Origin of the sequence: Nonomuraea monospora, from assembly GCF_039531895.1 — a bacterium.
In the GTDB taxonomy this organism is placed as follows: domain Bacteria; phylum Actinomycetota; class Actinomycetes; order Streptosporangiales; family Streptosporangiaceae; genus Nonomuraea; species Nonomuraea monospora.
Genome location: NZ_BAAAQX010000037.1, coordinates 26,639 through 52,685 on the forward strand (window position 1 = coordinate 26,639; position 26,047 = coordinate 52,685).

Genomic DNA, 26,047 nt, shown 5'->3' on the forward strand with positions numbered 1-26,047 from the left:
CTGGATGATGGAATCTTCCGATGCGGAGATTAATTCAGTTAGAATGACCAAGGCGAACTCATGCTGATCCGCCACTCCGCGCACAGAAAATTTCCGGTAAATCTCGATACGGCTTGACGGCATCGCGCGACGCGCTACAGTACCGCACAACCTGGGGCTGAATTGGAGTGCCAGCATGGCCAAGAGGTTGATTGAAACGATCACGGACGACTTCGACGGCTCCCCGATGGAGGACGAGAACCCGGTCTCCTTCAGCATCAAGGGCGACCGGTTCGTGATGGATCTGAAGCCCGAGAACGAGGACAGGCTGCGCGCGGCCCTGGCGCCCTTCATCGCCAAGGCGCGCCGCGACGAACCGGTTGCCACGTCGAGGCCCCGCGGCCGCCGCCCCACCGGCGGCGCGACGCGGGCCATGAGCAAGGAGAAGAGCCAGGAGATCCGGCAGTGGGCGAAGGCGCACGGGTTGCCGGTCAGTGAGCGGGGCCGCATCGCCTCGTCGGTGATCCAGAAGTACGAGGCCGCGCACTAGATTCGCCCGCGAAAGGCCCTCTGGAATAGGGGGCCTTTCCTCTTGTCCGCGCCACGGCCGATTAGCGCCCGCGCATACGGCCGGCATAAAGCGCGCAGTTGCCCGGGCAAGCCATTTCAAAGGGTCCGTTCAGCCGTTCCTCATCTTGGCCCCCGACATTGACGACATGCACGGACACGCACCTCGTACCCCGGAAGCGGAGCGCAGCCGCCGCTGGTTCCTGAACAGGGCGCTGCTTCTCGGCGGCGTCGCCGCCGTGGCGACCATGACCGGCTGCGCTGCCGGAGACACCACCACGTCACCCACCGCCACCGCCACCGCGACCGGCGGGCCGACCGGCGGCCCGCCCGGCGGCGGCGGGATGGGCCCGGGCGCGAGCGAGGTGAAATACAAGGACTTTGTCGGCGTCACCACCGACGGCAAGGTCGTCGAGGACCTCTACGCCGTTCACTCCACGGGCGTCTCCACCGCCGCGATCGTCAAGGCCGCCCAGGCGTTCCTGGCCGGGCTCTCCGCCGAGCAGCGCGGCGAGACTCTGTTCGACGTGCGGGCCGACGAGTGGCTGGCCTGGAGCAACGTCGACGGGTACGACCGCGAGGGCGTCCGCATGGGCGACCTCACCGAGGCGCAGCGCGAGCTGGGCTACGCGCTGCTCGGCGCGGCCCTGTCCGCCGACGGGCTCACCCAGAGCCGCAACATCATGAAGCTGAACGCGTTCCTCGGCGACTACAACGGCGGAGGCAAGCAGACCCTCACCGAGGGCCACTACTTCTTCACGTTCATGGGCACGCCGTCCGCCACCGACCCGTGGGGCTTCCAGTACGAGGGCCACCACCTGGCCATCAACTACTTCGTCCTCGGCGACCAGGTCGTCATGACGCCGACGTTCATGGGCTCGGAGCCGACCTCGGCCACCTACCAGGGCGAGCAGATCACCACGTTCCAGAAGGAGACGCGGGCGGGGCTGGCCATGCTGCGCGCCCTCACCGGCGAGCAGCGCGCCAAGGCCGTCTCCACGTCGGAGCAGAAGAGCGGCGTGAACATGAAGGCCGGCGCGGGCGCGGACAACCTGGAGCTGCCCTACCAGGGGCTGCCCGGCTCCGAGATGACCGCCGAGCAGAGGCAGAAGCTGCTCGACCTGGTCGGCGTCTACGTCGGCTACCTGGACGACGCGCACGCCGAGGTGCGGATGAAGGAGGTGCGCGAGCACGTCGCGAAGACCTACTTCTACTGGATCGGCGAGAGCGGCGACGACTCCGCGTTCTACTACCGGGTGCACAGCCCGGTCGTGCTCATCGAGTACGACGCGCAGTCGCCGCTCGCGTACGGCGAGAAGGCGGTGACCAGGCAGAGCGGCACCCCGACAGGGTCTCCGGGCGGCGGCATGCCGGGCGGGCCGATGGGCGGGGACCCCACGCAGCAGCACATCCACACGATCATCCGCACCCCGAACGGCAACGACTACGGCGTGGACCTGCTCAAACTGCACCTGGCGACCGACCACTGAGCCCTGCCGCCCGCGCCTCACATTCCGGCCTTTCTTCTCGTCGTACCTCTGAGGAGAAAACCGACAAACCAGGAGACCGAGAATGAGCGACTTTCAGGCCATCGCCGACCGGGTCGAGATCGAGGCGTTGCGCGGGGAGTTCACCGACGCGGCGATGATGCGGGACTACGACCGTCTGGCGTCGTTGTTCACGCCGGACGGTGTGCTGCGCATGCCGAACATTCCGGCCGAGCTGGCCGGGCCCGAGGAGATCCGCACGTGGGGCAGGCGAGTGCCGGGGTTCGTGGAGTTCCTGGTGCAGACGACGCATCCCGGGGTGATTCGGATTGAGGGGGACACTGCTCACGGACGTGCGTACATGCAGGAGGTCGGGCGGTTGGTGGATGGGCGGTCGGAGTTCAACTTCGCCATTTACCACGATCAGTACAGGCGGACCGGGGATGGGTGGAGGTTCACCGAGCGGGTGTACGAGGTGCGCTACCACGACTCGACACCGCTGACGGGCTCGCCCGTCCCGGCCTCGACTCCACGCCGCTGACCGGATCGCCGCCCCGCCCGAGGCTCCTTGCCCGAGGCTCCCCCTCCTGGGGCTTCCCGTCCGAGGCTCCCGGTCCGGGGCTTCCCGCCTGGTACCGGGGCCGGTGCTGCGCTTCGGCGGGCGGATGCTCTACCGTCTGCTCAGCGACCGCTGAACGAGAGGACCCCTCCGCCCATGGCACCCGAGCCCACCCCCACCGGCAGCACCCGCCCGGCGACCGTGGCAGGCGCCCGATGAGCGACAAGCTGATCGAGCAGGTGCAGGCCCTGCTGGCGGCGCCCAGGCCCTGGTCCGTCACGCAGGTCGGCGACCCGGTGCTGCGCGGCCCGGCCGAACGGTACGACGGGCAACTGCCCGGCGCCCTGCTGCGCGAGCTGCTCGACGCGATGTTCGCGCACCTGCCGGGCGTCGGGGTGGGGATCGCCGCCCCGCAGGTCGGCATCCCGCTGGCGCTGGCCGTCATCGAGGACCCGGCCGAGGTCCCCGAGGAGATCGCCGCCGAGCGGGAACGGGTGCCGCAGCCGAGGCTGGAGCTCGTCAACCCCGTCGTCACCCCCGTCGGGTCGCGCTACCACGCCTTCTACGAGGGCTGCCTGAGCGTCGAGGGGCTGACCGCGGTCGTCGCGCGCCACGCGCGGGTGCGGCTGTCGGCCTCCGACGGCGACGGGCGCCCGTACGAGACGGAGCTGTCGGGCTGGCCGGCGCGCATCGCACAGCACGAGACCGACCACCTCAACGGAATCCTGTACCTGGACAGGGCCGAGCCGCGCACGTTGTCGACCACCGGCAACTACGAGCGCTTCTGGGCCTTCATGAAATAAGTCGAGGAGCCGGTAGGCGTGGGGTGAAGGCCGCCACCAGGGTCGGCAGGGCCACCTTGGCGGGATCCAGCAGCCGCCGGAGCCGGTCGGACGTGCCGGGCGACACCGGGAACCCGCTGTTTCCGCACGGCCGCATGCCGCCGGCCTTGTGATCGCCGCGGCGGCAGAACCCGCCGCCGAGATCGTGGTCCGCGCGGGCGTTCCGGATCAGTGTCGTGGCCCGCGCTCGGCGAGCTCGATGACGGTGCCGAGCTCGTCGGTGACGAACGCGATGCGAACGTCGTGCCGTGCGCCTCGAACCGCTGCTCGACCGAGAAGCCGAGCTTGGCCGCGTACCACTCGATGGTGGCGTCGAGGTCCTCGGGCGTCACGCTGATGCCGACATGGTCATGGGTGAAAGTCATGGTCATGGGGACGAGCTTCGCCGAGGGCCGGGGTCGCCGACCAGGGACGGACGGACGGTAGGAACGGCGGTACCCGCCTCGTCCGCCGTTATGATCTTGCGCATCGTCACTCACCTCTGGGCCGTCGCCGGCCGCTACCGCTGCGGACGCCCGGCCGCCGTCGTCGCCGCGCTCTACCTGACGGCCGTGATCGCCGCCACCGGATACGCCGTCGTGTCCCGCGACCTGGTGGCGCTGTCGATCGCCGCGACGGGCATGAAGGCGTGGCCCGTCATCCTGCACGGGTCCTGGCTGGGGCCGATGCTCGTCGCGATCGGCTGGCTCAACGCGTGGATGGTGTGGCAGGTGCTGCGCGGTCCCGCGCTGCCGCGCCTTGCGGGCTTACCCGGTGGTGTGGTCTGGCTGCGGCGGCTGCTCTACCTGGGCATCGCCGGGGATCTGCTGATCTGGGAACTGGTGGAGGACCTGCCCGACGTCGCGGAGATCGTCGTGAGCCGGGTCTTGTGGGCCGCCACGATGGTCCTGTGGGTGCGCGTGCTGTCGGGGGTCCGGGCGCGGTTCCGGGTGATCGCCCTCGCGCTCGGCTTGATCGGCTCGCTGCCGCTCTCGCTGTTCTTTCAGGTGACGCCTGCGGCGCTGTGGGTGCTGGGGCTGGCGAGCATCGCGTTCACGGTGACGATCCTCCTCGGGCAGCGCCGCGACGGGCGGTGGAGCGCCGCCACGGTCACCATCGGATGGGTCGCCCTGGTCGCGCCGCTGCTCCTGATCGCCCTGAACGTCGTCCTGCCCAGCGGCTCAGGGATCGTGTCCGACGCGCTGGACGCGCTCTCCACGGTCTGGCTGGCCCGCACCGCACACGAGCTCGCCCAGCCAGGACGAACCGTCCACCGGCGGCGGGCCTGGAGGACGCGGTCGCTCCTGCCCGTCGCGCTGCTGCTGCCGCTGCTCGCGGTCGGCGCGGAGGAAGACGCCCGGCACAGCTTCACCGGCGCCGAGGAGGACTGCGCCGGGCGGCTCCGCCCCTACGCCGGCACCCGCCCGCAGGACCGGCGCGCCACGTTCCTCTGCCTCGCCAGGGACGCCTCATCCGGGACGCCGATGTTCCCCTCCGACCTGCCGGACCAGCAGGTCGTGGCCCACGGCAGACGGCTGTGCGCGACTCCGGACGTCCAGAAAAGGCATGCGTCGCTGCGGCGCCTGGGCACGGACCCGACTGACACGACCCAGGTCGGTGACGCGCTGGAGTTCCTGTGCCCCGGCGCCGCGGCCCAGCACCGGGCGCAGGCGGCACACGCCCAGCGGCGACGTGAGCGGGAGCAGGCCGCGTGGCGGGCCAGGCTCGCCGAGGCCAACGCCCGATGCGCCGACCCGTGGCCTCAGGTGCGCGCCGTGCGGCAGGGGACGGCCGCGTACCAGCTCTTCGAAGGGGGCGGCTACTACGTCCACGACGACCGGGACGACACGGAGGGCGGGCCTGACGGAGATGTGTTCGAGGCGATCGACGACGGGTTCGTTCATGCCGCGGGGAGTAGCGCCGTCATCATGACCTTCGGTGAGAACGAGCCCATGTGCCTCACGGTGAAGGCCTTTCGCAGTGCTCCGCCGTTGCGGCTCAAGGGCTGGGATCGGGTGGTGGAGGTGGGCATCGTCAGCCGGGGCGGGCACATCGGCGTCCCGCCGTACCCGGAGGGGGGTGAGAGCGGGGCGCTCGGGCCGCTGCCGGACCTCGCCGTTGATGGGCCTGGGCGGTACCGGATGCGGGTTCACGCGCGTGCGGGGGAGCGGGAGAGGGGCGGCTCCGAGGAACACCTGATCGTTGTGTATCCGGGGCGGTCCGCGAAGAAGGTCGTTCATCGCCAGTAAGTGACGCCCGCCCCCGGCTCGCCTACCCGCACTGCCTCTCCCCGGCCCGCTCGTCCCGCGTCGCCCAGGCCCACTCGGCCCCCAGACCCCGCTCGCCGCCGTCAAGGCCCGCTCACCTCGCCTCGGTCACCTGGCCGGCTACCCCCGCTCCCTCACCTCGCTCAACCTCGTTCGCCACCTGATCGCTTTTTGTCGGTGGCTTACGGCAACCTACTGACTCGTGAACGTGACCGACCCGCTCTCCCCCGAGGCCCGCCACCTCCACCGCCACCTCACCGAGCCCGGCAGCGGCTACCCCGACCCGTGGCCCGACACGTCCCGGCTGACGGCCCTCGACCTGGGCCACCTCCTGCCGCTCGCCTACCGCACCACGGGCGGCGGCGGCCCCGCCATGTCGATGCGGTTCGCCGTCGAGGGCGAGGTCAGGCAGCGGCAACCGGAGTTCACCCCCGAGTCCTGCCTGGCCTTGTACGAGGCGCTGGTCGAAGGGCTGGCCAGACGCAAGTGGGCCGACGTGTGCCTGGCGGCCGGCGCGCTGCTGCGCTGCCCCGGCGGTGTACCGGCGGCCGCGCTGGTGGAGCCCGCGCGGGTGCTGATCGAGTCCATGGTGGCGAATGCGCGCTTCGAGCAGCCGTACGCACTGCTCGCGGTGGCCGGCTTGGCCGGGATGGGAGGGGCGGGCAAGCCGATGAACGGGTCGCAGGAGTCGCCGGCGGTGACAGGTCTGGAGGGGATGGACGAGCCGCAGGAGTCGCTGGCGGTGGCCGAACGTGACGTGGTGCTGGGGCTGGGCCCCGCCGACAGGGCGCTGGTGGCCGAGATCGGGCCCCGCTCGTACGGCTCCCCGCCCGAATTGCCGGACGTGTGGGATCGGCTGGCCGCCCTGATGCCGTACGCGACCTTCGCCCGTTCCGCGCTGGAGGCCGCCGATGCCAGGCTGGCCGCCATTCACGCGGGCGAGCTTCCGTACCGGGCCGACAAGGCGTTCAGCGCGGCCGAGGTGCCGGCGCTCGGCCGCGCCGCCTGTCTGGCGCTGCACTGCGACGCACCCTGGCTGCCCGAGCTGCTCGACAGCCTGCTGGCCCGCGTGGCCGTCGCGCCGACGGCGGCCAAGACGTTGCCGTCGCAGGCGCTGCTGTTCGAGATCGGCCGGGCGGTGGGGCGGTTCCCGACGCCCGAGGCGATCACGGCGCTGCGGGCGGCGCGGGCGGCGACGCGGCACGCCGGGGTGGTCAAGCAGCTCGATCGCATGATCAAGAAGGCGGAGCCGGGGCTGGCCGATCGGGTCGAGGTGGCCTTCCGCATGCCGGACCTGGGGTTCTCGGCGGGAGGGCGGCTGGAGGTGCCGTTGGGGGAGTGCACGGCGGTGGTCGAACCCGGCGTGGGCGGTGAGTTCGAGCTGGGGTTCCGTCAGGGTGGGAAGGCGCTGAAGAGCGTGCCGGCGGCGGTGCGCAGGGAGCATGCCGAGGAGGTCAAGCGGCTGCGTGAGCTGGTCAAGCAGGTGCGGCGGCAGGTGACGACGCTGTGCCGGGCTCTTGAGGGCGGGTTCGCGGGGGAGATGTCCTGGCCGTACGGGGTGTGGCGCGAGCGGATCGCCGGGCATCCGATCGCGGGTACGGTGGCGGATCGGTTGATCTGGGAGGTGGAGGTCGCCCCGGGCGAGTGGCGCACCCTCCCGCCCGCCTTCGCGCCGGAGTCGCAGGCGGCGGGGGAGCGGCTGACCATGCCGCCCTCGCTCGCGCCGATACCGGATGCGGCGGGGGAGCACCGGGCCCTGCCGCCCGCCTCTGAGCCGGAGCGGCGGGCTCTGTCACCCGACTTCGCGTCGCAGCCGGACGCGGCGGACATCCCATCGGAAGCAGGACGGGCGCGGGTGCGGTTGTGGCATCCGGCGCGGGCGGAGGCCGGTGAGACGGCGCGGTGGCGGGAGGTTGTGACCGAGGGGCGGGTCAGGCAGCCGTTCAAACAGGCCTTCCGCGAGGTCTACCCCCTGACCCCGGCCGAGGAGCAGACCGCCGTCTACTCCAACCGCTTCGCCGCCCACGTCGTCGACTACCGCCGCCTCTACGCGATGTTCCGAGCCAGGAACTGGGACTCCAAGATGCTGGGCCCGTGGGACGGCGGCGGCACCGACGCGGCCACCCGGGTGCTGGCGGAGGGTCGCTGGCGGGTGGCGTTCCACCACGACTATCTCTACGACGGTGCAGGCGAGTGCGCCGCCACAGACCAGGTGCGTTTCCAGCGGCGCGACGACCAGGGCGGCTGGCTGGAGGCGCCGCTGGCGGAGGTGCCGACGCTGGTGTTCAGCGAGGCCATGCGGGACGTGGACCTGTTCGTGGCCGTGACGTCCATCGCGGCCGACCCGGACTGGACCGACCGGGGTGACGACCGCCACCTGACCTACTGGCGCGACACCTCCGTCGGCGCCCTGCAGCCCTCGGGCGAGGTGCGGCGCGACGCCCTGACCCGCATCCTGCCCCGTACGGCGATCGGCGGGCGCTGCACGCTGACCGACCGGTTCCTGGTGGTGCGGGGCGACCTGCGCACGTACAAGATCCACCTGGGCAGCGCGAACATCCTCATGGACCCCGGCGACGTCTACCTGTGCATCGTGCCCGAGCGGCGCCGCGACGGGCGGCTGTTCCTGCCGTTCGAGGAGGACGACCGCCTGGCGCTCATCCTCAGCAAGGCCTTCCTCCTGGCCAGGGATACGGAGATCACCGATGAGACCATTCTCCGGCAGATCAAGGAGGGCGGCTCCTGATCGCGGGCAACTATACAACCGACCGGTCGTTCATATAGTTTGGGCGGCATGACACAGGACGGCCGACGGCTGCGCGGGTTGCGCAGCCGGGAGGCGATTCTCGAGCGGACGGTGGGGCTGGCCTCCGTCGAAGGGCTGGACGGGCTCTCGCTCGGACGGCTGGCGACGGCCACCGGCACCAGCAAGTCCGGATTCTTCGCTCATTGGCGCGACAAGGAGGAGCTGCAGCTCGACGCCGTGGAGTGGGCCACCCGCCAGTGGCGCGAGCACGTCGTCGCACCCGCCATGGGCGCTCCCGCCGGCGTGCGGCGGCTGTTCGCGCTGCACGAGGCGCGGCTGCGGTTCTACGGCGACGGCGTGCTGCCCGGCGGGTGCTTCTTCTTCACCGTCCAGGCCGAGTTCGACGACCGGCCGGGGGCCGTGCACGATCGGGTGGCGCGGGCCATGCGCGAGTGGCAGGAGTTCATCCAGCGGCTGGTGGCCGAGGCCAAGGAGCTGGGCGAGCTGGTGGACGGCGCGGATCCGGCGCAGCTCGCGTACGAGATCGACGCGCTCGGCGAGATGGTGATCATCCACTCCCGCCTGCACGACGGATCCGCCGCCCTCACGCATGCCCGCCGCGCCGTCCTGCAGCGCCTGCGCGCGCTCTGCCCCGACCCCGCACTTCTCCCGGAGGACTGATCATGACAATGGTGGACGACGACGGCGTGTACGAGCCGGTCCAGGTGCATTTCGACGACCTCGACGCCATGGGGTTGCTGCACAATTCCCGGTACGCGCTGCTGGTGGAGCGGGCCATCAGTGCCTATTGGCAGCGGCTGGGGTGGTCGCCTGACGCGGCGCGGTCGGCTTTCAAGGACGTGTTCCTGGCGGTGCGGGAGTTCAAGGTGACTTATCACGCGCCGATCGTGGGGGCGGGCGAGCCTCTGGTGCATTTCTGGATCGAGCGGTTGGGGCGGACCAGCGGTGTGTACGGGTTTCGCGTGGTGTCGCCTGAACGGGAAGTGGTGCACGCCGACGGTTACCGGGTGAATGTGAATCTCGACCCGGCGACTTTGCGTCCCACCCCCTTCAGCGACGAACTCCGCACCGCCGCCGAGCCATTGTTGCAACGGGCGGCGGCGTGCTGAGATCTCCCATGAGATTACCCTCCACCGCTGGACGGCGGGGCGTCGCGGAGAACGGGTCAGCATGGACGACTCCAATGTCTTCCACATTGAGCGAGGGCTGGTCACGCAACGCTGGGAATATGTGGCTGACCAGCACGCTCACGATGCTTTCCGGCGTCCGTGAGCGAGGTGATCACGGCGTGCGGGTCGCGACGCTTCGCCAGCTCACCGTCACGGTGCCCGCCAGCAGGACGATCCCCGACAGCACGCCGCTGAGGATGGGCACCCAGGCCGCGACGGACGTCGGCGCGAGGGCGAGGCCCGCGATGCCGAGCAGGGTGAGCACCGCGCCGGGGACGGCGATGTCCCAGCTCTTCCAGATGGGGGCCAGGACGACGAAGTGCACGCCCACCACCAGCGCCACCCACGCCACGTTGGCCTGCTCGGGGGCTTCCAGCGCGGCGAGCACCCGGAGGCCGCCGAACAGCATGATCGCCTCCACGACCACGACGGCGAGATAGCCCCGCCCGAACATGCCTCCCCGGGGAGCGCCGCCGCCGTCCCGCCGCGTGCGGGCTTCCTGAGAGGCGGCCTGCGCGTGCGGGGCGGCATGCGCGTGGGGGGCGGGCTGAGCATGCGGGTCGGGCTGAGCGTGCGGGTCGGGCTGAGCGTGGGGGGCGGGCTGAGCATGCGGGTCGGACTGCACGCGCGGGGCCCGCTGAGCGTGCGGGTTGGGCTGCGTGTGAGGAGCGGGCGACGTATGCAGGGCGGGCTGCGAGTGAGGGGCGGACGACGTGTGCGGGGCAAGCTGCGCGTGCGCGGCGGACGACGTGTGCGGGGCAGGCTGGGTGCGGGCTTCCTGTGGGGTGCCGCCGGTCCGCTCTCTGCGGGCGGCGGTGAACCACATGGCGAGGACGGCGGCGGCGGCCACCCCCGCGATCACCCGCAGCACGAGCACCGCCGCGCCGCTCAGCGGATCGTGCGTGTTCACGAAGACGAAGACGGCACCGAAGACGGCGCCGATGAGCAGTCCGGTCATGCGTTGCATGCTGATCATTGAACCGCCTGCGAGCCCATGCCCGCGCGGGCCCTAAGCCGAGTACGAGGTCGGGCCAGCCCTACCTGGCCGTCCCCCGCAGGTAGGCGAGCACCGCCAGCACCCGCCGGTTGTCATCGGCCGTGGCCGGAATCTCCAGTTTCGTGAACAGGCTGGCCACATGCTTCCCCACGGCCGCCTCGGTGATCGACAGCGCCCGCGCGACCGCGCCGTTGGACCGTCCCTCGGCGATCAGCGCGAGCACCTCCCGCTCGCGTGAGCTGAGCCGGCGGGCCGGCTCGGTGACCTCGCGGGCCCGCTCCCACGTCTGCTCGAACAGGTCGATCAGCGCGGTGATCAGGCTCTGCTGCCTGATCGCGAGCGCTCCGGGCGAGTAGGCGACGGGCGTGAACTGGAGGAACGCCACCGTGCGGTCGAAGATGACCAACTGCTGGATGGGCTGGTCCACCACCCGGTGCAGGTCGCCGGCGGCGTGCAGTTGCCTGATCCTGGCCATCTTGCGCGGCTCGTCGAGCACGCCGGCGTGCACGATCGTGCGCATTCTCAAGCCGCGCGCCAGGGCGTCGAGGTTCTCGCGCCGGCTCGTGTGCTCGTGCCGCTCCGTCTCGGCCGGCCCCACCGGCTGCATGGCGCGCACCTCGCGGGCCGTGGCCGCCGCCTCGACGATCCGCCGCCGGACGAGTTCGCCGTCCTCCAGCCGTTCGACGTCCACGGGCAGGCCCCGCAGCTCGCTGACCACCTCTTCGAGCCGGCGGGCGAGCTGGCCCAGCGGCATGCTTTCTTCCACGCGCCTCCTTCCTCGCAAGATCTCCGCCCATGCTAGACAGAGCAGCCAAAAAGGGGCGTCTCCCCACTCTTGCCAACAAAATTAGGTATGCCTAACCTAACCATGTGAAGCCGGATCACCCTGTGGAGGTTCTGTGACGAATCCCTTCGACGACGAGAACGGCATCTTCCTCGTCCTCGTCAACGACGAGGGTCAGCACTCGCTCTGGCCCGACTTCGCCGACGTGCCCGCGGGCTGGCGGGTCGCCTTCGGCCCGGGTCCGCGTGCCGACGCCCTCCGGTACGTCGAGGAGCGCTGGACCGACATGCGGCCGCTGAGCCTTCAGCGCGCCATGAGCTGATCTACTTTGTAAAGGGCGCGGGAGGCTCGTCCAGCGGATCGAAGCAGAGCACGATCTCGCCCAGGGCCGAGCCCTCCCGCGCCGACGCCAGCGCATCCCGTACGCGCGCCGCGGGATAGGCGCTGAACGGCAGCGGCAGGCACCCGCCGTCCCTGGCCGGCGTGCCGCCCGACATGACCTCGGCGAACACGTCCGGATCGGACGGGTCCGCGGCGCCGAGCTGAACGTAGCGGCCGTCCGGGTTCAGCGCCCGCTCCCAGCCGGACGGCGCGGGCCCCGCCATGACCTCGGCGCCACGCCCGTCCGTCAGCCGCAGGACCTGGCGGGGCGCGTCAGGGGCGAGGGCGTCGAGGACGCGCCACGCGCCGAGCGTCAGCAGGAGGTCGCGCTGGGCCGGGGTGCGGGCGGCGGCGATGACCCGGGCCCCGCAGTGCAGGGCGTGCCGCAGCGCCGCGAGGCCGAGGCCCGTGGCGTCGTCGTGCAGGAGCAGGGTTTCGTCCGGTGACAGCTTGGCCTGGACGGTCAGGGCGAGGTGAGCGTGCAGGTGCGGCAGCGGGACGGTGGCCGCCTCGGCGTCGCTCGTGCCCGGCGGGGTGCGGGTGAGGAGGCGGGCCGAGGCGAGGGTGTGGGAGGCGGGCGTGCCGGAGGCGAGGCCGGACACGCGGTCGCCCCGCCTGATGCCCGGCACGTTCTTGCCCACGGCGGTGACGCGGCCGGCGCAGGCCCACCAGCCGGGCTCGGGCCCTTGACCGGGCAGGGTGGCGGCGTGCACCTCGATGGTCACCATGCCGGGGCCGGGCGGGGGAGGTGGGCTGGTGCGGGTCCACGCCGGTGCGGTGGTGTCGAGGGCGTAGGAGACGCGGGGGGTGGGTGGCTGTTCGTGGATGACGAAGCGGCCCCTTGGGGTCAGGACGATGTCGTGGTCGGTGGGGGTGGCCAGGAGTTCGTGGGCCAGCCTGCGGGCGTCGGTGGCGAGGTCGTCGCCGGGGTGCAGGTCGATGTGGGGGAGGTGCAGGCCGGGGTGTTCGCGGGCGATGGATCTGGCGGTCTCGTGGACGGCCGGGTTCGGCGGGGAGGGGCGGGTGACGACGTAGAGGGAGCGGTTGATGGAGGTGGGGAGGTCGGTGATGGCGCGGGCGAGGGCTTGCAGGGCGCGGGTGGGGGATGGTTCGGCGCCGAGGCGGTGTTCGGACGATGGGACGAAGGTGACGGCCACTCTCTTGTCGGAGGGGTGGCTGGACATGAGCTCTCGCCAGTGGCCCGGCTCCTGAGCGGCGAGCACGGCGACGGCCCCCTTGCTCGCAGAGGTGCCTGAAACGCGCGCGACCAGGAGCTCCGCGACCGCTCCGGCCAGCGGCAGCCCGTCCTCGCCTTCCGCCACGATGATCCACCGGGTCTCGGGCGCGGCGGCCGGGAGTCCACGCGATGGCGTACGGGCGCGGGGCCGGGCGGCGAGCAGCACGGAGAAGGCGTCCCGAGTGGGCAGGGCGTCGTCGCCGGACTGCACGACGTGCGTGAACCCGCACTCCCGCAGCAGCGGCGCCCACTGCTCGCGCCGCAGCAGCGACGTGCGCGCCCGCAGCGGATCGTCCTCGGCGGGCCAGGCGCGCGAGAGGGCCTCGGGGCTGCCCAGGAGCAGGGCCGGGTGGTGGGTCTCGACGGCGAGGAGGTGCCCGCCGGGTGCGAGCAGGCTGCGGACGCGGTCGAGTGCGGCGGGCAGGTCGCGGGCGGTGTGCAGGGTGTCGGCGGCGATGACGACGTCGCAGGCGCCGGTGGTCAGGCCCTGGGGCGTGGGGTCGGTGCCGAGGTCGAGCCGCTGGTAGTCGAGGAAGCCGGCGCCGGAGAAGCGGTGGCGGGCGGCGGTGAGGGCGAGCGGGTCCGGGTCGGTGAAGGTGTAGCGGGTGAGCCGGGGCGGCAGGAGGGGGAGGAGGGCGGCGGTGGTGGCTCCGGTGCCGCCGCCGATCTCCAGTACGCGCAGGGGACGGTCGCCCGGCCAGGCGGCGACGATCTGGCCGAGGAGGGCCCGCGCCAGCCGTTCGGTGAAGCGCGATGCGGGCGCGACGCCGTGCGAGGGCTGGCGGAGTAGTTCCGCGGGGTCGTGCTCGCCCCGCAGCAAGGCGGCGAGGTGGCGCCCCATGCGAGCCGCCACCGCCACCTCGCCCGCGAACGCCGGATGCCGCAGCAGAAGCTCACGGGTGAGCGCGTCGGGCTCGTCAGGAACGGCGAGCAGCCACCGCTCGTCCGGCGCAGGGCAGGTGGCCAGCCCGTGCTCCCGCAGCACGCGAAGGAGTAGTGCGGCAAACCGCCGGTGACGGGGGAGGAGCCCGGCGTCCAGAAGGTCGTCCATGGTGAACGGAACGGTGGTGGCGGTGGGGAGGAGGCGGGTGAGGGCGTCGGCGTGGCGGTGCAGGAGGGCGCGGGTGGCCTCGGGCAGGAAGCGTTCGTAACGGCAGGCGCGCCAGGCCGAGCGAACCCGTTCGAGCTGCTCACCGGCTCTGGCGAGGATCACGCCTGGCATGGGCAGCCAGCACGTGTCGTCCCCGCCGGGTGGGTGCGGGGCGGCGCGGCGCAAGGCGATCGTCGGTGGCTGCTCGGCATCGAGTTCGCATCGCATATGACTACTGTGCGTGCCCAAAGGGTCGCATTCCTGTCTGCTGTCCTCACCATAAAACCACTTGAATGAGTGAGTACTCGCTCATTACGCTTCGCGGCATGAACAAGAGGCGGAGGGTGCCGGCCATGGCACCGGAAGACCGCCGGGCCGCGCTGATCGCCGCCACCGTCCCGCTGTTGCGGGAGCACGGAGCGGCGGTGAGCACCCGTCAGATCGCCGAGGCCGCGGGCGTCGCCGAGGGCACGATCTTCGGTGTCTTCCCGGACAAGGCGACGCTGCTGCGGGCGGCGCTGATGAGCGCGTTCGACCGGCGGCAGGCCGCGGACGCGCTCGCGGCCATCGGCGGGCGGCCCGGGCTGCGTGAGCGGTTGTGCGCGGCGGTCGCGACGTTACGTGCGGGGATGAGGGCCAACGCGAACCTGATCGCCTTCCCCCGTGAGCTGATGCTCGAGGACGCCGAGTTCCGGCAGCACATGCTCGACGGCCGTCGCCGGGTTCAGGTGGCGCTGGCCGCCCTGATGGAGCCCGATCGTGACCGGTTGCGGCGCTCGCCCGAGGCGGTGGCGCAGATGTTGCTCATGCTGATCGTGGCGTCGGTGCATCCCGGCATCGACGCGGGCGGCGACCTCGCGGAGATGGCGGACGAGGAGATCGTCTCCGTGCTGCTCGACGGGTTGCTCGTCAGGCCCTCTCATACCCCCGACCGAGAAAGTCCCTGTTGATGCTGTTCCGTCTGTTGCGGGTCCAGCTCAGGCCGTACCGGAGAGAGATCGCGCTCGTCGTGCTCTTCCAGTTCGTGCAGACGCTGGCCACCCTCTATCTTCCCACTCTGAACGCCGACATCATCGACGACGGTGTCGTCAAGGGCGACACCGGTTACATCATGCGCATCGGGCTGGTGATGCTCGGTGTGACGCTCGTCCAGATCATCTGCGCGACCGTGGCGGTCTACTACGGCGCCAGGACCTCGATGGCCCTGGGCCGCGACCTGCGGGGCGCGATCTTCCACCGGGTGCAGCACTTCTCGGCGCAGGAGGTCGGCGGGTTCGGCGCGCCGTCGCTGATCACCCGGACGACCAACGACGTGCAGCAGATCCAGTTGCTGGTGCTGATGGCGTTCACCATGATGGTGGCGGCGCCGATCATGTGCGTCGGCGGGATCGTGCTGGCGTTGCGGCAGGACGTGACGCTGTCGTCGCTGCTGCTCGTCGCGCTGCCGGTGATGATCGTCATCGTGGCGGTCATCGTGGTGCGGATGCGCCCGCTCTTCCGTACGATGCAGGAGCGCATCGACCGGATCAACCAGGTGCTGCGCGAGCAGATCACCGGCATCCGGGTGATCAGGGCCTTCGTCCGCGACCAGTACGAGCGCGACCGCTTCGCCGGTGACAACGACCGCCTGACCGAGGTGTCGTTGCGGGTCGGGCGGCTGATGGCGCTGATGTTCCCCACGGTCATGCTGGTGGTGAACGTCTCCAGCGTCGCCGTGGTGTGGTTCGGCGGCCACCGCATCGCCGACGGGGCGATGGAGGTGGGCGCGCTGACGGCCGTCATCTCCTATCTGATGCAGATCCTCATGTCGGTGATGATGGCGATGTTCATGTTCATGATGATCCCGCGCGCCGAGGTGTGCGCCGAGCGGGTCGAGGAGGTGCTGGCGACCGAGCCGACCGTGCACCCGCCGGCGGCCCCCGTGACGCGGGAGCGTCACACCGGTGAGCTGGAGCTGCGGTCGGTGGACTTCCGCTATCCGGGCGCGGAGGAGCCGGTGCTGTGCGAGGTGAGCTTCGCGGCGCGGCCCGGCCGCACGACGGCGATCATCGGCAGTACGGGCAGCGGCAAGACGACGCTGCTCAACCTGATCCCGCGGCTGTTCGACGCGACCGCGGGCGAGGTGCTGGTGGACGGCGTCAACGTGCGCGACCTCGACCAGGCGGAGCTGGCCGGGGCGGTCGGCCTGGTGCCGCAGTCGCCGTACCTGTTCACCGGCACGGTCGCCTCCAACCTGCGCTACGGCAAGCCGGACGCGACCGACGAGGAGCTGTGGCGGGCGCTGGAGGTGGCGCAGGCCCGCGCGTTCGTGGAGGCGATGCCGGGCGGGCTGGACGAGCCGATCTCGCAGGGCGGCACGAACGTGTCGGGCGGGCAGCGGCAGCGCCTGGCGATCGCGCGGACGCTGGTGCACCGGCCGGAGATCTATCTGTTCGACGACTCGTTCTCGGCGCTCGACTACGCCACCGACGCGCGGCTGCGGGCCGCGCTGGCCGAGGAGATCGCCGACGCGACGATCGTGATCGTGGCCCAGCGGGTGAGCACGATCCGCGACGCCGACCGCATCATCGTCCTGGAGGACGGGCGCGTGGTCGGCAGTGGCACCCATGCCGAGCTGATGGACGGCTGCCCGACGTACAGGGAGATCGTGCTGTCGCAGCTCACGGAACAGGAGGCGGCAGCGTGACGACTCAGGCGCCGGCGCGGCGCCCGCAGCCCGGGTTCGGCCCGGGCCGGATGATGGGCGGACCGGCCGAGAAGGCGCTCGACTTCGGCGGCACGCTGCGCAAGCTGGCGCTGCTGCTGCGCCCTGAGCGGGCGCTGCTGATCGTCGTCCTGGTGCTCGGCGCGGCCAGCGTGGCGCTGACCGTGACCGGGCCCAAGATCCTCGGTCAGGCCACGGACCTCATCTTCACCGGCATCATCGGGGAGCGGCTCCCGGCGGGGGCCACCAAGGAGCAGGCCGTGGCGGGGCTGCGGGCCGGCGGGCAGGACACGTTCGCCGACATGGTCGCCTCGATGAACGTCGTGCCGGGCCGCGGCATCGACTTCACGGCCCTGGCGCACGTGCTGGGCTGGGTGCTGGCGCTGTACGTGGTGGCGGCGTTGCTGGGGATCGTGCAGTTCCGGCTGACGACCGTGGTGGTGCAGCGGGCGGCGGCGCGGCTGCGCGAGCGGATCGAGGGCAAGCTGGCCCGGCTGCCGCTGAGCTACTTCGACGGCCAGCCGCGCGGCGAGATCCTCAGCCGCGCCACGAACGACACCGACAACATCGCGCAGACGTTGCAGCAGACGATGAGCCAGCTCATCTCGTCGGTGCTGACGGTGGTGGCGGTGCTGGTGGTGATGTTCTGGATCTCGCCGGTGCTGGCGCTGATCGCGCTGGTGACGGTGCCGGTCTCGGTGTACGTGACCGCGGTCATCGGCAAGCGGGCGCAGCCGCAGTTCATCAAGCAGTGGTCCTCGACGGGCAAGCTGAACGGGCACATCGAGGAGATGTACGGCGGGCACACGCTGGTCAAGGTGTTCGGCAGGCAGAAGGAGGCCGCCGAGACCTTCGAGGAGCACAATCAGGCTCTGTTCGCCTCCAGCTTCCGCGCCCAGTTCATCTCCGGCGTCATCCAGCCGGCCATGATGTTCATCGGCAACCTCAACTACGTGCTGGTCGCCGTGGTGGGCGGGCTGAAGGTGGCGTCGGGCTCGATCTCGCTGGGCGACGTGCAGGCGTTCGTGCAGTACTCGCGGCAGTTCAGCCAGCCGCTGACCCAGGTGGCCGGCATGGCGAGCCTCGTGCAGTCGGGCGTCGCCTCGGCCGAGCGGGTCTTCGAGCTGCTGGAGGCGCCCGAGCAGTCCGCCGAGCCGGCCGGGCGCGCGGGGCCGGAGCGGGTCAGGGGGCGGGTGGCGTTCGAGAACGTGTCCTTCAGGTACGCCGAGGACCGGCCGCTGATCGAGAACCTGTCGCTGACCGTGGAGCCGGGCCAGACGGTCGCCATCGTCGGCCCGACGGGCGCGGGCAAGACGACGCTGGTCAACCTCGTCATGCGCTTCTACGAGGTGACGGGCGGCCGCATCACGCTCGACGGCGTCGACATCGCCACGATGCCGCGCGAGGAGCTGCGCGCGAACATCGGCATGGTGCTGCAGGACACCTGGCTGTTCGGCGGCACCATCGCGGAGAACATCGGCTACGGCGCGGAGGGCGCCACGCGCGAGCGGATCGAGGCCGCCGCCGAGGCCGCCCACGTGGACCGCATCGCGCACACGCTGCCCGACGGCTACGACACGATGATCGACGAGGAGGGCGCGGCGGTCAGCGCGGGGGAGAAGCAGCTCATCACGATCGCGCGGGCGTTCCTGTCGGAGCCGGCCATCCTCATCCTGGACGAGGCGACCAGCTCGGTCGACACCCGGACGGAGGTGCTCATCCAGCGGGCGATGAGCTCGCTGCGGGAGGGCCGGACGAGCTTCGTGATCGCGCACCGGCTGTCCACGATCCGCGACGCCAGCCTGATCCTGGTGATGGAGGACGGGCGGATCGTCGAGCAGGGGACGCACGAGTCGCTGCTGGCGGCGGGCGGCGCCTACGCCCGGCTGTACTCGGCGCAGTTCGCGCAGGCGGTCGTGGAGGTGGATTAGCGCGGTGGCGGCCGGACACGCGTGCTGTGGACGCGGTCCGCCCGCCGTTCCATGTCGTAGGGTGTTCGAACGATCGCTCACCGTACGCGACAGCCGAAGGACGCGATGTTCGACTTGATCATCAAGGGGGGCCGCTGGTTCGACGGCACGGGGAGCCCGTCCGCGGTCCGCGACCTGGGGGTAAGGGCCGGGCGGGTGGCGGCCGTGTCGGCCGAGCCGCTGCCGCGGGCGGGCTGCCCGAAGGTCCTCGACGCGGGCGGCTGCTGGGTGCTGCCGGGCTTCCTGGACGTGCACACCCACTACGACATCGAGGTGCTGCTGTCTCCCGGGCTGCCCGAGTCCGTGCGGCACGGCGTCACCACCGTCGTGCTCGGCAACTGCTCGCTGTCGGCCGTCTACTGCGCGGCCGACGACGCGGCGGACCTGTTCAGCCGGGTCGAGGCGCTGCCGCACGCCGCCGTACTCGACGCGCTGAAGCGGCACCGCCGCTGGTCGGGCGCCGACGAGTACGTGCGGGCGCTGCTGGCCCGCCCGCTGGGCCCGAACGTGGCCGCCTTCCTCGGCCACTCCGACCTGCGGGCCTACGTCATGGGGCTGGGCCGCGCGGTCGGCGCCGACCCGGCCACGGGCGAGGACCTCGACCGGATGGCGGCGCTGCTGGACCGCGCCCTGGACGCCGGGTTCCTCGGGCTGTCCACGGTGAGCAGCACGCACTGCCGCCTCGACGGCGAACGGTTCCGGTCGGCCCGGCCGCCGTCCACGTTCGCGGGCTGGCGCGAGTACCGCGCGCTGCACCGGGTGCTGCGGGCGCGCGGCCGGGTGCTGCAGAGCGCGCCCGACACCGCCAGGCCGTGGAGCAGCCTGCTGTTCCTGCTGGCCAGCGCGGGGCTGGGGGTGCGGCCCCGGCTGAAGACGTCGCTGCTGGCGGCGCTCGACCCGAGGGCCGCGCCGCTGCTGCCGACCGTGCTGCCCGCCGTGCTGACGCGCGCGACCGCGCCGGCCAACCGGCTGCTGGGGGCCGAGGTGCGCTGGCAGCACCTGCCGGTGCCGTACGAGCTGTACGCCGACGGCATCGACCTGGCCATCTTCGAGGACTTCGGCGCCACCGCCGCCGCGCTGCACCTGCGGCAGGAGGCGGAGCGGGCGCGGCTGCTGTCGCGGCGGGCCTACCGGCGGTGGTTCCGCCGCGACTACGACAGCCGCTTCCGTCACCTGTACGACGCCGTCGTCGTCGCCTGCCCCGACGAGGCGGTGGTGGGCCGGTCGTTCGGCGAGGTGGCGGGCGAGCGCGGGCGGCACCCGGCCGAGACGTTCCTCGACCTCGTGGTGGCGCACGGGTCGCGGCTGCGCTGGCGTACCACGATCGCCAACCACCGGCCGCACGTCCTGGACCGGCTCGCCCCCCATCCGGCGGTGCACCCAGGGTTCGCCGAGACGGGCGCGCACCTGCGCAACATGGCGCACTACAACGTGCCGCTGCGGCTGCTGCAACGCGTCGTGTCCGCGCAGGCGGCGGGCCGGCCGTTCATGACGGTGGAGGAGGCGGTGCACCGGCTGACCGGCGAGCTGGCCGACTGGTTCGGGCTGCGGGCGGGCACCCTGCGCACCGGCGACCGGGCCGACCTGGTCGTGGTGGACCCGGCGGGGCTCGACGACCGGCTGTCCGGCTACCACGAGGCGCCCATGCCGGACTTCGGCGGCGTGCGGCGGATGGTGAACCGCAGCGACGCCGCCGTCAGGGCGGTGTGCGTGGCGGGCGAGCCGGTCTTCGAGGACGGCGCGTTCGCCGCCGGTTACGGGAGCGCGCGGCGCACCGGCACGTTCCTGGGCGCCGACCGCAGGTGCGCGTGACCCCTCACGGGGTCGTGGGCCCGGCGGGCTCCGTGGGGAGCGGCACGGGCGTGACCGGCCGGTTGCGCGGGTCGGCGAGGTCGTGCGCAGACTGGGCCAGCCAGGTCGCCATCAGCACCCCGGCCGCCGCCGCGAGGCTGTAGTAGAGGCTGCCGGCGTCCACCAGCATCCAGCCCACCGCCAGCACGAGCATCGGCAGCACCAGGGACGTGATCCCGTACAGGTACGTGACGAACGGCCAGCGGCCGTCCCACCGCTGCGCCCGCAGCACCAGCACCATCCAGATGAGCTGGCTCAGGCCGCAGGCCAGGGTGAACAGGCCGAGGTCCACGCCGAGCTCGTCGGTCACCGCGATGACGGTGCCGCCGCCGTACGCGAGCACGCCGGCGATCCGCGCCACGCCCGCGTACTCCAGGCCGTCGCCCAGCACCGGAGCGAACAGCAGCGCCACCGCCAGCATCAGCAGCGAGTCCAGCACCATCGCCCACCAGGGCCAGCCGGGCGCGATCGGGTAGAGCAGCCAGGACGCCGCGGCGGCGTACAGCGCCACGCGCAGCCGCTGCTCCTGCGCGGTCAGTTCAGGCGGCGTGCCCGTGCGCGGGCCGCGCAGGCACAGCCACAGCGCGCAGGCCCAGGGCGCGCCGATCAGCAGCATGGTGGCCACGTTCTGCGGCGTCGTCTCGACGGCCTCCTCCATCGGCGCGAACACCGTCAGCCGCCACAGCGGGACGAGGTCGCCGGTGGTCAGGGCGAGTGCGGCGGTGATCAGGAGGGCGGCGACGTACAGGGCCGTGACGAGCAGGGCGGGCACGCCTAATCGGTGATGGCGGGGCACTTCACTTCCCGGGGGGCAAGATCGGATTCGAACGCCTCACCTTAGCGAACCGGATCCGGATGCACGAAAGGGCTCAGAACCGGAACCGCAGCAGCCGTCCCGAATCCCGCCCGCCCGGCAGCCGCGCCCCCACCCGCATCCCGATCCGCGCCACCGCGGGCAGCCTGTCCAGGTCGGGCACGTCCACCACGTACAGCTCGTCCGCGAACTCCAGCCCGTCGCACCACCCCTCAAGCTCCCGCGGATCGTCGACCCCCCAGTGCCAGCTCTCCAGCACGGCCCGGGACACGAAGCCCAGCCCCAGCCAGCTCATCTTCCGCGCCATCCGCACCAGTCGCTTGCTGAAGCAGTCGAACAGCAGCTCCCCGCTCGGGAAGTGCCCGCAGATCCGCTGGATCAGCCGCCGCACCTCCTCCTCGTGCAGGTACATCGTCAGCCCCTCGGCCACGACCACGACGGGCCGGTCGCCGGGCACCTCCTCCAGCCACCCCTCGTCGGTCACCGACGAGCCGACCATCCGGTAGTCGCCGCCGGGCTCCGGCAGCAGCCGCCGCCGCAGGTCGATGACGTCGGGGTAGTCGACGTCCACCCACCGCACCGAGGGGGGAGGCGCGAGCCGGTGCACGCGGGTGTCCAGGCCGCAGGCGAGGTGCAGGACGGTGACCTCGCCGGGGTGGGCGTGCAGGAACCCGGTGGTCCACCGGTCCAGCTCCCGCCCGCGCAGGGCGAGGGTCACCGCGTCCCATGGGGCCCCGGTGCCGGTCTTGGACCAGTCGTGCTCGACGCGGCGGACCACCTCGTCGGCGATGTGGTCGCCGAGGATGGAGTAGGGGGCCCGGCTGTCGAGGGCCCGGGCGTACAGGGTGGCGAGCATCGTCCCCTGAACGGTGGTGAGTGCGACGCGTTCCATGCCCGAGAGACTACACTTTTTTCACAAATTCGTGAAAGTTCTGAAACCTTGTAGGATGTGCCGGGTGCAGAGGAAGATCGACCACGGGCGCGACGAGGAGGCGGTGCGCCGCTTCGTGGAGCGCCTCGCCCTCGACCTGGTGGCCACCGGCATCCCGCGGATGCCCGCCCGCATCTACGCCGCCCTCCTGGTCGCCGAGGAGGGCCGGGGCGCGGCGGCCGAGCTGGCGGAGTTCCTGCAGGTGAGCCCGGCCGCCGTGTCGGGCGCCGTACGGTATCTGACGCAGGTGGCGCTGGTCACGCGCGAACGTGACCCGGGCGCGCGCCGCGACCACTACCGGGTCACCGAGGACCAGTGGTCGCAGGCGATCCTCCAGCAGGACGCGCTGTTCACGCAGTGGGAGCGCACCCTGAGCGAGGGCATGGAGGCGGTCGGCGAAGACAGCCCGGCGGCGGCGCGGCTGGCCGAGACGTGGGAGTTCCTGCAGCTCATGCGGGAGGAGATCCCAGTTCTGGTGGACAAATGGCAGGCCCGGCTCGCGGCGCTGCGCGCGTCCCAGGGCAGGGGCTGACCGTGGAGCGGCTGGCGCGGCGGGCCGGGTACGGCGGTGAAGAGCCGCTCGTCGTCGGCGTTCAGCGCGACCGCGAGCCGCCGGTCTTCCACGCGCAAGGGCTCACGCCCGCGACGCCCGTCTACGCGGCCTCGCTGTCCAAGCAGATGACCGCCGCGCTGGTCGCGCTGCTCGCTCAGGAGGGCGTCCTCGATGTGGACGGCCCGCTCCGCGAGCACCTGCCCGAGTTGCCCGCGTGGGCCGACGGCGTCAGCCTGCGGCACCTGCTGCACCACCTCGCCGCCCTGCCCGCCGACTCCCTCGTCGACGCCGCGCTCACCGGCGACCGCACCAGCCAGGGCGTCCTTCGCGCCCTCACCGGCTTCGCCGCCCTGCCCGGCGTTCCCGGCACCGCCTACGCCTACTCCAACGCCGGTTATGTCTGCCTCGCCGCGGCGGCCGAACGGGCGGCGGGCCGGCCGCTGCCCGAGCTGGCCCAGGACCGGCTGTTCGCCCCGCTGTCCATGCCCGGCACCCGCTTCTGGCCCGGCCCCGCCGCCGCCCCGCCCGGCGCGGCGCCGCTGAGCCCCCGGCACCCGGCGCCGCTGTCGCTCGGCGACGGTGGCGTGTGGAGCACCGCCGCCGACCTGCTGCGCTGGGGCCAGGCGGTGAACGCCGACGAACTCGGCGTCTCGGAGCTCCTGCACACCCCCGGCCGCCTGGCAGACGGCACCCGTACCGGCTACGCGTGGGGCGTCGGCCTCCGCACGCACGCCGGCCACCGCGTGCACCGGCACGGCGGCGGCTGGCCGGGCCTGCGCGCCCTGCACGCCCGCCTGCCTGACGCGGGCTGGAGCATCGTGCTGCTCGCCACCGCCGACGACACCGAGCGGCGCGGCGAGCTGGTCAGTCTTCTGCTGGACGAGCTTCTGGACGAGGGGGCAGCCGCCGCAGCAGGTACGTGTCCATGATCCACCCCTTGCGGGCCCGCGCCTCGGCCCGCACCCGCCGGATGCGCTCGCCCACCTCCGCCACCGGCCCCGACACGAGGATCTCGTCGGCCGTGCCCACGTAGGCGCCCCAGTGGATGGCGTAGTCGTCCAGGCCAGCGAACGAGCAGTGCGCGTCCAGCATCACCACCACGTCGTCGGCCGTCGGGCCGCCCTCGGCCAGCCGCCGCCCCGTCGTCAGGTGCACCGGCCGCCCGACCTGGGTCAGGCTGGTGCGGCAGGCGGCCGTCAGCGCGGACACGCTGCTGATGCCGGGGATGACCGCGTAGTCGAAGGTCACGTCCCCGCGCTGGAGGATCTCCTCGACGATGGCCAGCGTGCTGTCGTACACGCCGGGGTCGCCCCACACCAGGAACGCGCCCGTCTCGCCGTCGGCCAGCTCGTCGCGGATCAGCGCCTCGACGGCGCGCCCGCGCCGCGAGCGCCAGTCGTCCACGGCGGCGGTGTAGGCGGCGGCGTCGCGGTCCCGCTCCGGGTCGCGCGCCTCGGCGATCCGGTACGGCTGCCGCCCGTGCTCGGCGATCATGTCCAGCCGGAGCTGGACGAGGTCGTGCTTGACCTCGCCCTTGTCCACGATGAAGAACACGTCCGCGGCGGCGATCGCCTTGACCGCCTGCAGGGTGAGATGGTCGGGGTCGCCGGCACCGATGCCGATGAGGAGTAGCCGCTTCACCCGCCAAAGTGTGCCAGAGCCGGACATTCCCCTCGGATCAGGTGCTGATGTCGAGGCCGCGGAAGACCACGTCGATCCTCCTGTCCCCTTCCCAGAGGACGGCGAGACGGTGGTGATCGGGACCTTCCTCGGCCAGGCTGACCATCGCCACCTCCGAGAACCCCCAGTCGAGCGACTCCGGGTCGCGGGCGACGGCCTCGTTGATGGCGTTGGCCAGCCTGAACTCCTGCACCAGGTGGAGCCGCACCGTCACCAGCCGGGGCCGCGCCAGGATGTCCGGCCGGATCCGGTCACCGTCCCAGATGGAGTTGAAGACCAGCTCGACGGTGGTGCCGTAGTGCCGCCACCTGACGTCGGCCAGCAGGCACTCCTCGAAGTGCCTGTGGCCGGTCAGGAGACGTTCGATGTCTTCGGCGGCGGTGACGATCACTCAGGGGATCCTACGGCGCGGCCGGCTACTCGCTCAGGGCCGTGCGCAGCTTGGTGAGGACCGAGCGCAGGATGCGGGAGACGTGCATCTGCGAGATGCCGAACTCCTGGGCGATCTCCGACTGCGTCATGTTCCCGTAGAACCGCATGAGCAGGATGTTCTTCTCCCGAGAGGGGAGGGCGTCGATGAGGGGCTTGACCGCGTGCCTGTCGACCAGCGTGTCGAGCGAGGCGTCCTGGTCGGCCACGAAGTCGCTCAGCTCGGCGGCGTCGTCGTCGCCGCTGCTGACGGGGGCGTCCAGCGACAGCGTGCTGTACGCGGTGGAGGCCTCCAGGGCGAGCAGGACGTCCTCCTCGGAGATGCCCATCTTCTCGGCCAGTTCGGCCACGGTGGGGGAGTGGCCCAGTTTCTGGGTGAGCTCGGCGGTGGCCTTGTTGAGCTCGATACGGCGTTCCTGGTAGACGCGCGGCACCCGGATCGCCCAGGTGCGGTCGCGGAAGTGCCGCTTGACCTCGCCCATCATGGTGATCATGGCGTAGCCCCTGAACTCGTGCCCGAGCTCGGGGTCGAAGCCGTTGACGGCCTTCATCAGCCCGACGTACGCGGCCTGGCGCAGATCCTCCATGGGCTCGCCTCGGAACCGGTAACGGCGGGTGACCTCGTTGACCAGTCCTTCGTGCATCTCCACCAGACGCTCGCGAACGCGGACGGCATGCATCTCCGAGACCTGAGGGTCGGCCAGCTCGGCCAGCAGCTCTTCGGCGGTGAGCTGCTCGAATGCGATGTTCAGGACAGGCATGTTGCTGCTCCAAGAAAATGTGCCAGCGGCCCTGCCCAAGACAGAAAAAGCCCAGGCAGAGGCACGCTCCGGTGATTCGCGTGAGACGAAGCCCTCTGCTGGACTTCGAGATCGAGAATGCCCCGCAAACGGCGATCTATCACCTCTTTGAGGTCACGAAAGGATTACAACTGCCCGGGTGAGACCTCCGCCACATCCGGCGGCGCCGCGTCACGTTCCCCCTCACGCCGTTCCTCTCAGGAGGCATGA

General features: G+C 71.7%; 23 protein-coding genes. 15 read left to right on the forward strand and 8 right to left on the reverse strand.

From position 1 onward, the window contains the following. Positions 1-175 precede the first annotated feature (175 nt). The 8 genes from ABD331_RS46625 to ABD331_RS46660 all read left to right on the forward strand — a co-directional run bounded on the left by ABD331_RS46625 (position 176) and on the right by ABD331_RS46660 (position 9,556). Positions 176-529, forward strand: coding sequence for a histone-like nucleoid-structuring protein Lsr2 (locus ABD331_RS46625; protein ID WP_148440977.1), 354 nt, complete (start codon positions 176-178; stop codon positions 527-529). 166 nt (positions 530-695) lie between these two features. Further along, positions 696-2,036, forward strand: coding sequence for a DUF3500 domain-containing protein (locus tag ABD331_RS46630; protein WP_344490579.1), 1,341 nt, complete (start codon positions 696-698; stop codon positions 2,034-2,036). Between the two features lie 82 nt (positions 2,037-2,118). Then, positions 2,119-2,574: a nuclear transport factor 2 family protein gene (locus ABD331_RS46635; RefSeq protein WP_344490582.1), complete on the forward strand. Its 456-nt coding sequence runs from the start codon at positions 2,119-2,121 to the stop codon at positions 2,572-2,574. A gap of 233 nt (positions 2,575-2,807) precedes the next feature. Further along, positions 2,808-3,395: a peptide deformylase gene (locus ABD331_RS46640; RefSeq protein WP_344490585.1), complete on the forward strand. Its 588-nt coding sequence runs from the start codon at positions 2,808-2,810 to the stop codon at positions 3,393-3,395. A 494-nt stretch (positions 3,396-3,889) separates the two neighbouring features. Continuing rightward, complete coding sequence (locus ABD331_RS46645) at positions 3,890-5,662, forward strand: DUF2339 domain-containing protein (protein WP_344490588.1); 1,773 nt, start codon at positions 3,890-3,892, stop codon at positions 5,660-5,662. Between the two features lie 220 nt (positions 5,663-5,882). Further along, complete coding sequence (locus ABD331_RS46650) at positions 5,883-8,426, forward strand: DUF4132 domain-containing protein (protein ID WP_344490591.1); 2,544 nt, start codon at positions 5,883-5,885, stop codon at positions 8,424-8,426. Positions 8,427-8,474: 48 nt separating this feature from the next. Next, entirely contained in the window at positions 8,475-9,107 is a 633-nt protein-coding gene (locus ABD331_RS46655; RefSeq protein WP_344490594.1) for a TetR/AcrR family transcriptional regulator, read from the forward strand. A 2-nt stretch (positions 9,108-9,109) separates the two neighbouring features. After that, positions 9,110-9,556: an acyl-CoA thioesterase gene (locus ABD331_RS46660; protein WP_344490597.1), complete on the forward strand. Its 447-nt coding sequence runs from the start codon at positions 9,110-9,112 to the stop codon at positions 9,554-9,556. Positions 9,557-9,728: 172 nt separating this feature from the next. Here ABD331_RS46660 and ABD331_RS46665 read toward each other — a convergent pair whose 3' ends face one another. Next, positions 9,729-10,574 carry a hypothetical protein gene (locus ABD331_RS46665; protein WP_344490601.1) on the reverse strand — a complete coding sequence of 282 codons (846 nt, stop codon included), beginning with the start codon at positions 10,572-10,574 and terminating at the stop codon, positions 9,729-9,731. Between the two features lie 79 nt (positions 10,575-10,653). Beyond that, a complete protein-coding gene (locus ABD331_RS46670; protein WP_344490604.1) occupies positions 10,654-11,379 on the reverse strand; it encodes a helix-turn-helix transcriptional regulator in 726 nt (241 codons plus the stop codon). Positions 11,380-11,512: 133 nt separating this feature from the next. Between ABD331_RS46670 and ABD331_RS46675 the strand changes: the two genes are divergently transcribed. Beyond that, a complete protein-coding gene (locus ABD331_RS46675; RefSeq protein WP_344490607.1) occupies positions 11,513-11,719 on the forward strand; it encodes an MbtH family protein in 207 nt (68 codons plus the stop codon). Position 11,720: 1 nt separating this feature from the next. Here ABD331_RS46675 and ABD331_RS46680 read toward each other — a convergent pair whose 3' ends face one another. Beyond that, positions 11,721-14,333, reverse strand: coding sequence for a methyltransferase (locus tag ABD331_RS46680; protein ID WP_344490610.1), 2,613 nt, complete (start codon positions 14,331-14,333; stop codon positions 11,721-11,723). Positions 14,334-14,458: 125 nt separating this feature from the next. Here ABD331_RS46680 and ABD331_RS46685 point away from each other — a divergent pair, with 125 nt between their 5' ends. From ABD331_RS46685 to ABD331_RS46700, 4 genes are all read left to right on the forward strand, one after another. Beyond that, on the forward strand, positions 14,459-15,055 hold the full coding sequence (locus ABD331_RS46685; RefSeq protein ID WP_344490613.1) for a TetR/AcrR family transcriptional regulator: 597 nt from the start codon (positions 14,459-14,461) through the stop codon (positions 15,053-15,055). Continuing rightward, positions 15,055-16,791, forward strand: coding sequence for an ABC transporter ATP-binding protein (locus tag ABD331_RS46690; RefSeq protein ID WP_344490617.1), 1,737 nt, complete (start codon positions 15,055-15,057; stop codon positions 16,789-16,791). Before ABD331_RS46685 ends, ABD331_RS46690 begins: the two co-directional genes overlap by 1 nt. After that, a complete protein-coding gene (locus tag ABD331_RS46695; RefSeq protein ID WP_344490620.1) occupies positions 16,788-18,740 on the forward strand; it encodes an ABC transporter ATP-binding protein in 1,953 nt (650 codons plus the stop codon). Before ABD331_RS46690 ends, ABD331_RS46695 begins: the two co-directional genes overlap by 4 nt. A gap of 105 nt (positions 18,741-18,845) precedes the next feature. Next, positions 18,846-20,591: an N-acyl-D-amino-acid deacylase family protein gene (locus ABD331_RS46700; protein WP_344490623.1), complete on the forward strand. Its 1,746-nt coding sequence runs from the start codon at positions 18,846-18,848 to the stop codon at positions 20,589-20,591. A gap of 4 nt (positions 20,592-20,595) precedes the next feature. Here ABD331_RS46700 and ABD331_RS46705 read toward each other — a convergent pair whose 3' ends face one another. Beyond that, the gene (locus tag ABD331_RS46705; RefSeq protein WP_344490626.1) at positions 20,596-21,402 is read right to left on the reverse strand and encodes a hypothetical protein; all 807 of its coding nucleotides are present in this window, start codon (positions 21,400-21,402) and stop codon (positions 20,596-20,598) included. 97 nt (positions 21,403-21,499) lie between these two features. After that, complete coding sequence (locus ABD331_RS46710; protein WP_344490629.1) at positions 21,500-22,336, reverse strand: class I SAM-dependent methyltransferase; 837 nt, start codon at positions 22,334-22,336, stop codon at positions 21,500-21,502. A 64-nt stretch (positions 22,337-22,400) separates the two neighbouring features. Between ABD331_RS46710 and ABD331_RS46715 the strand changes: the two genes are divergently transcribed. Both ABD331_RS46715 and ABD331_RS46720 read left to right on the forward strand, forming a co-directional pair. Next, positions 22,401-22,907 (forward strand): GbsR/MarR family transcriptional regulator, encoded by a 507-nt coding sequence (locus ABD331_RS46715; protein WP_344490632.1) that lies wholly within the window; start codon positions 22,401-22,403, stop codon positions 22,905-22,907. Next, positions 22,859-23,857 carry a serine hydrolase domain-containing protein gene (locus ABD331_RS46720; RefSeq protein WP_344490635.1) on the forward strand — a complete coding sequence of 333 codons (999 nt, stop codon included), beginning with the start codon at positions 22,859-22,861 and terminating at the stop codon, positions 23,855-23,857. The genes ABD331_RS46715 and ABD331_RS46720 overlap by 49 nt, the downstream gene beginning before the upstream one ends. Here the strand turns inward: ABD331_RS46720 and cobF are convergent. From cobF to ABD331_RS46735, 3 genes are read right to left on the reverse strand one after another with little or no spacing between them, the layout of a single operon-like run. Further along, complete coding sequence (gene cobF / locus ABD331_RS46725) at positions 23,793-24,569, reverse strand: precorrin-6A synthase (deacetylating) (RefSeq protein WP_344490638.1); 777 nt, start codon at positions 24,567-24,569, stop codon at positions 23,793-23,795. The genes ABD331_RS46720 and cobF overlap by 65 nt on opposite strands. 37 nt (positions 24,570-24,606) lie before the next feature. Further along, positions 24,607-24,999: a hypothetical protein gene (locus ABD331_RS46730; RefSeq protein WP_344490641.1), complete on the reverse strand. Its 393-nt coding sequence runs from the start codon at positions 24,997-24,999 to the stop codon at positions 24,607-24,609. 25 nt (positions 25,000-25,024) lie between these two features. Continuing rightward, positions 25,025-25,798 (reverse strand): RNA polymerase sigma factor SigF, encoded by a 774-nt coding sequence (locus ABD331_RS46735; protein ID WP_344490644.1) that lies wholly within the window; start codon positions 25,796-25,798, stop codon positions 25,025-25,027. Between the last annotated feature and the right edge of the window lie 249 nt (positions 25,799-26,047).

Bases quoted from the DNA above. Each gene is read 5' to 3' on its own strand.
- ABD331_RS46660 (WP_344490597.1), top strand. From the start codon at position 9,110: ATGACAATGGTGGACGACGACGGCGTGTACGAGCCGGTCCAGGTGCAT.
- ABD331_RS46655 (WP_344490594.1), top strand. From the start codon at position 8,475: ATGACACAGGACGGCCGACGGCTGCGCGGGTTGCGCAGCCGGGAGGCG.
- ABD331_RS46735 (WP_344490644.1), bottom strand. From the start codon at position 25,798: ATGCCTGTCCTGAACATCGCATTCGAGCAGCTCACCGCCGAAGAGCTG.
- ABD331_RS46690 (WP_344490617.1), top strand. From the start codon at position 15,055: ATGCTGTTCCGTCTGTTGCGGGTCCAGCTCAGGCCGTACCGGAGAGAG.
- ABD331_RS46700 (WP_344490623.1), top strand. From the start codon at position 18,846: ATGTTCGACTTGATCATCAAGGGGGGCCGCTGGTTCGACGGCACGGGG.
- ABD331_RS46635 (WP_344490582.1), top strand. From the start codon at position 2,119: ATGAGCGACTTTCAGGCCATCGCCGACCGGGTCGAGATCGAGGCGTTG.
- ABD331_RS46685 (WP_344490613.1), top strand. From the start codon at position 14,459: ATGGCACCGGAAGACCGCCGGGCCGCGCTGATCGCCGCCACCGTCCCG.
- ABD331_RS46630 (WP_344490579.1), top strand. From the start codon at position 696: ATGCACGGACACGCACCTCGTACCCCGGAAGCGGAGCGCAGCCGCCGC.
- ABD331_RS46645 (WP_344490588.1), top strand. From the start codon at position 3,890: ATGATCTTGCGCATCGTCACTCACCTCTGGGCCGTCGCCGGCCGCTAC.
- ABD331_RS46680 (WP_344490610.1), bottom strand. From the start codon at position 14,333: ATGCGATGCGAACTCGATGCCGAGCAGCCACCGACGATCGCCTTGCGC.
- ABD331_RS46710 (WP_344490629.1), bottom strand. From the start codon at position 22,336: ATGGAACGCGTCGCACTCACCACCGTTCAGGGGACGATGCTCGCCACC.
- ABD331_RS46720 (WP_344490635.1), top strand. From the start codon at position 22,859: ATGGCAGGCCCGGCTCGCGGCGCTGCGCGCGTCCCAGGGCAGGGGCTG.
- ABD331_RS46640 (WP_344490585.1), top strand. From the start codon at position 2,808: ATGAGCGACAAGCTGATCGAGCAGGTGCAGGCCCTGCTGGCGGCGCCC.
- ABD331_RS46665 (WP_344490601.1), bottom strand. From the start codon at position 10,574: ATGACCGGACTGCTCATCGGCGCCGTCTTCGGTGCCGTCTTCGTCTTC.
- ABD331_RS46625 (WP_148440977.1), top strand. From the start codon at position 176: ATGGCCAAGAGGTTGATTGAAACGATCACGGACGACTTCGACGGCTCC.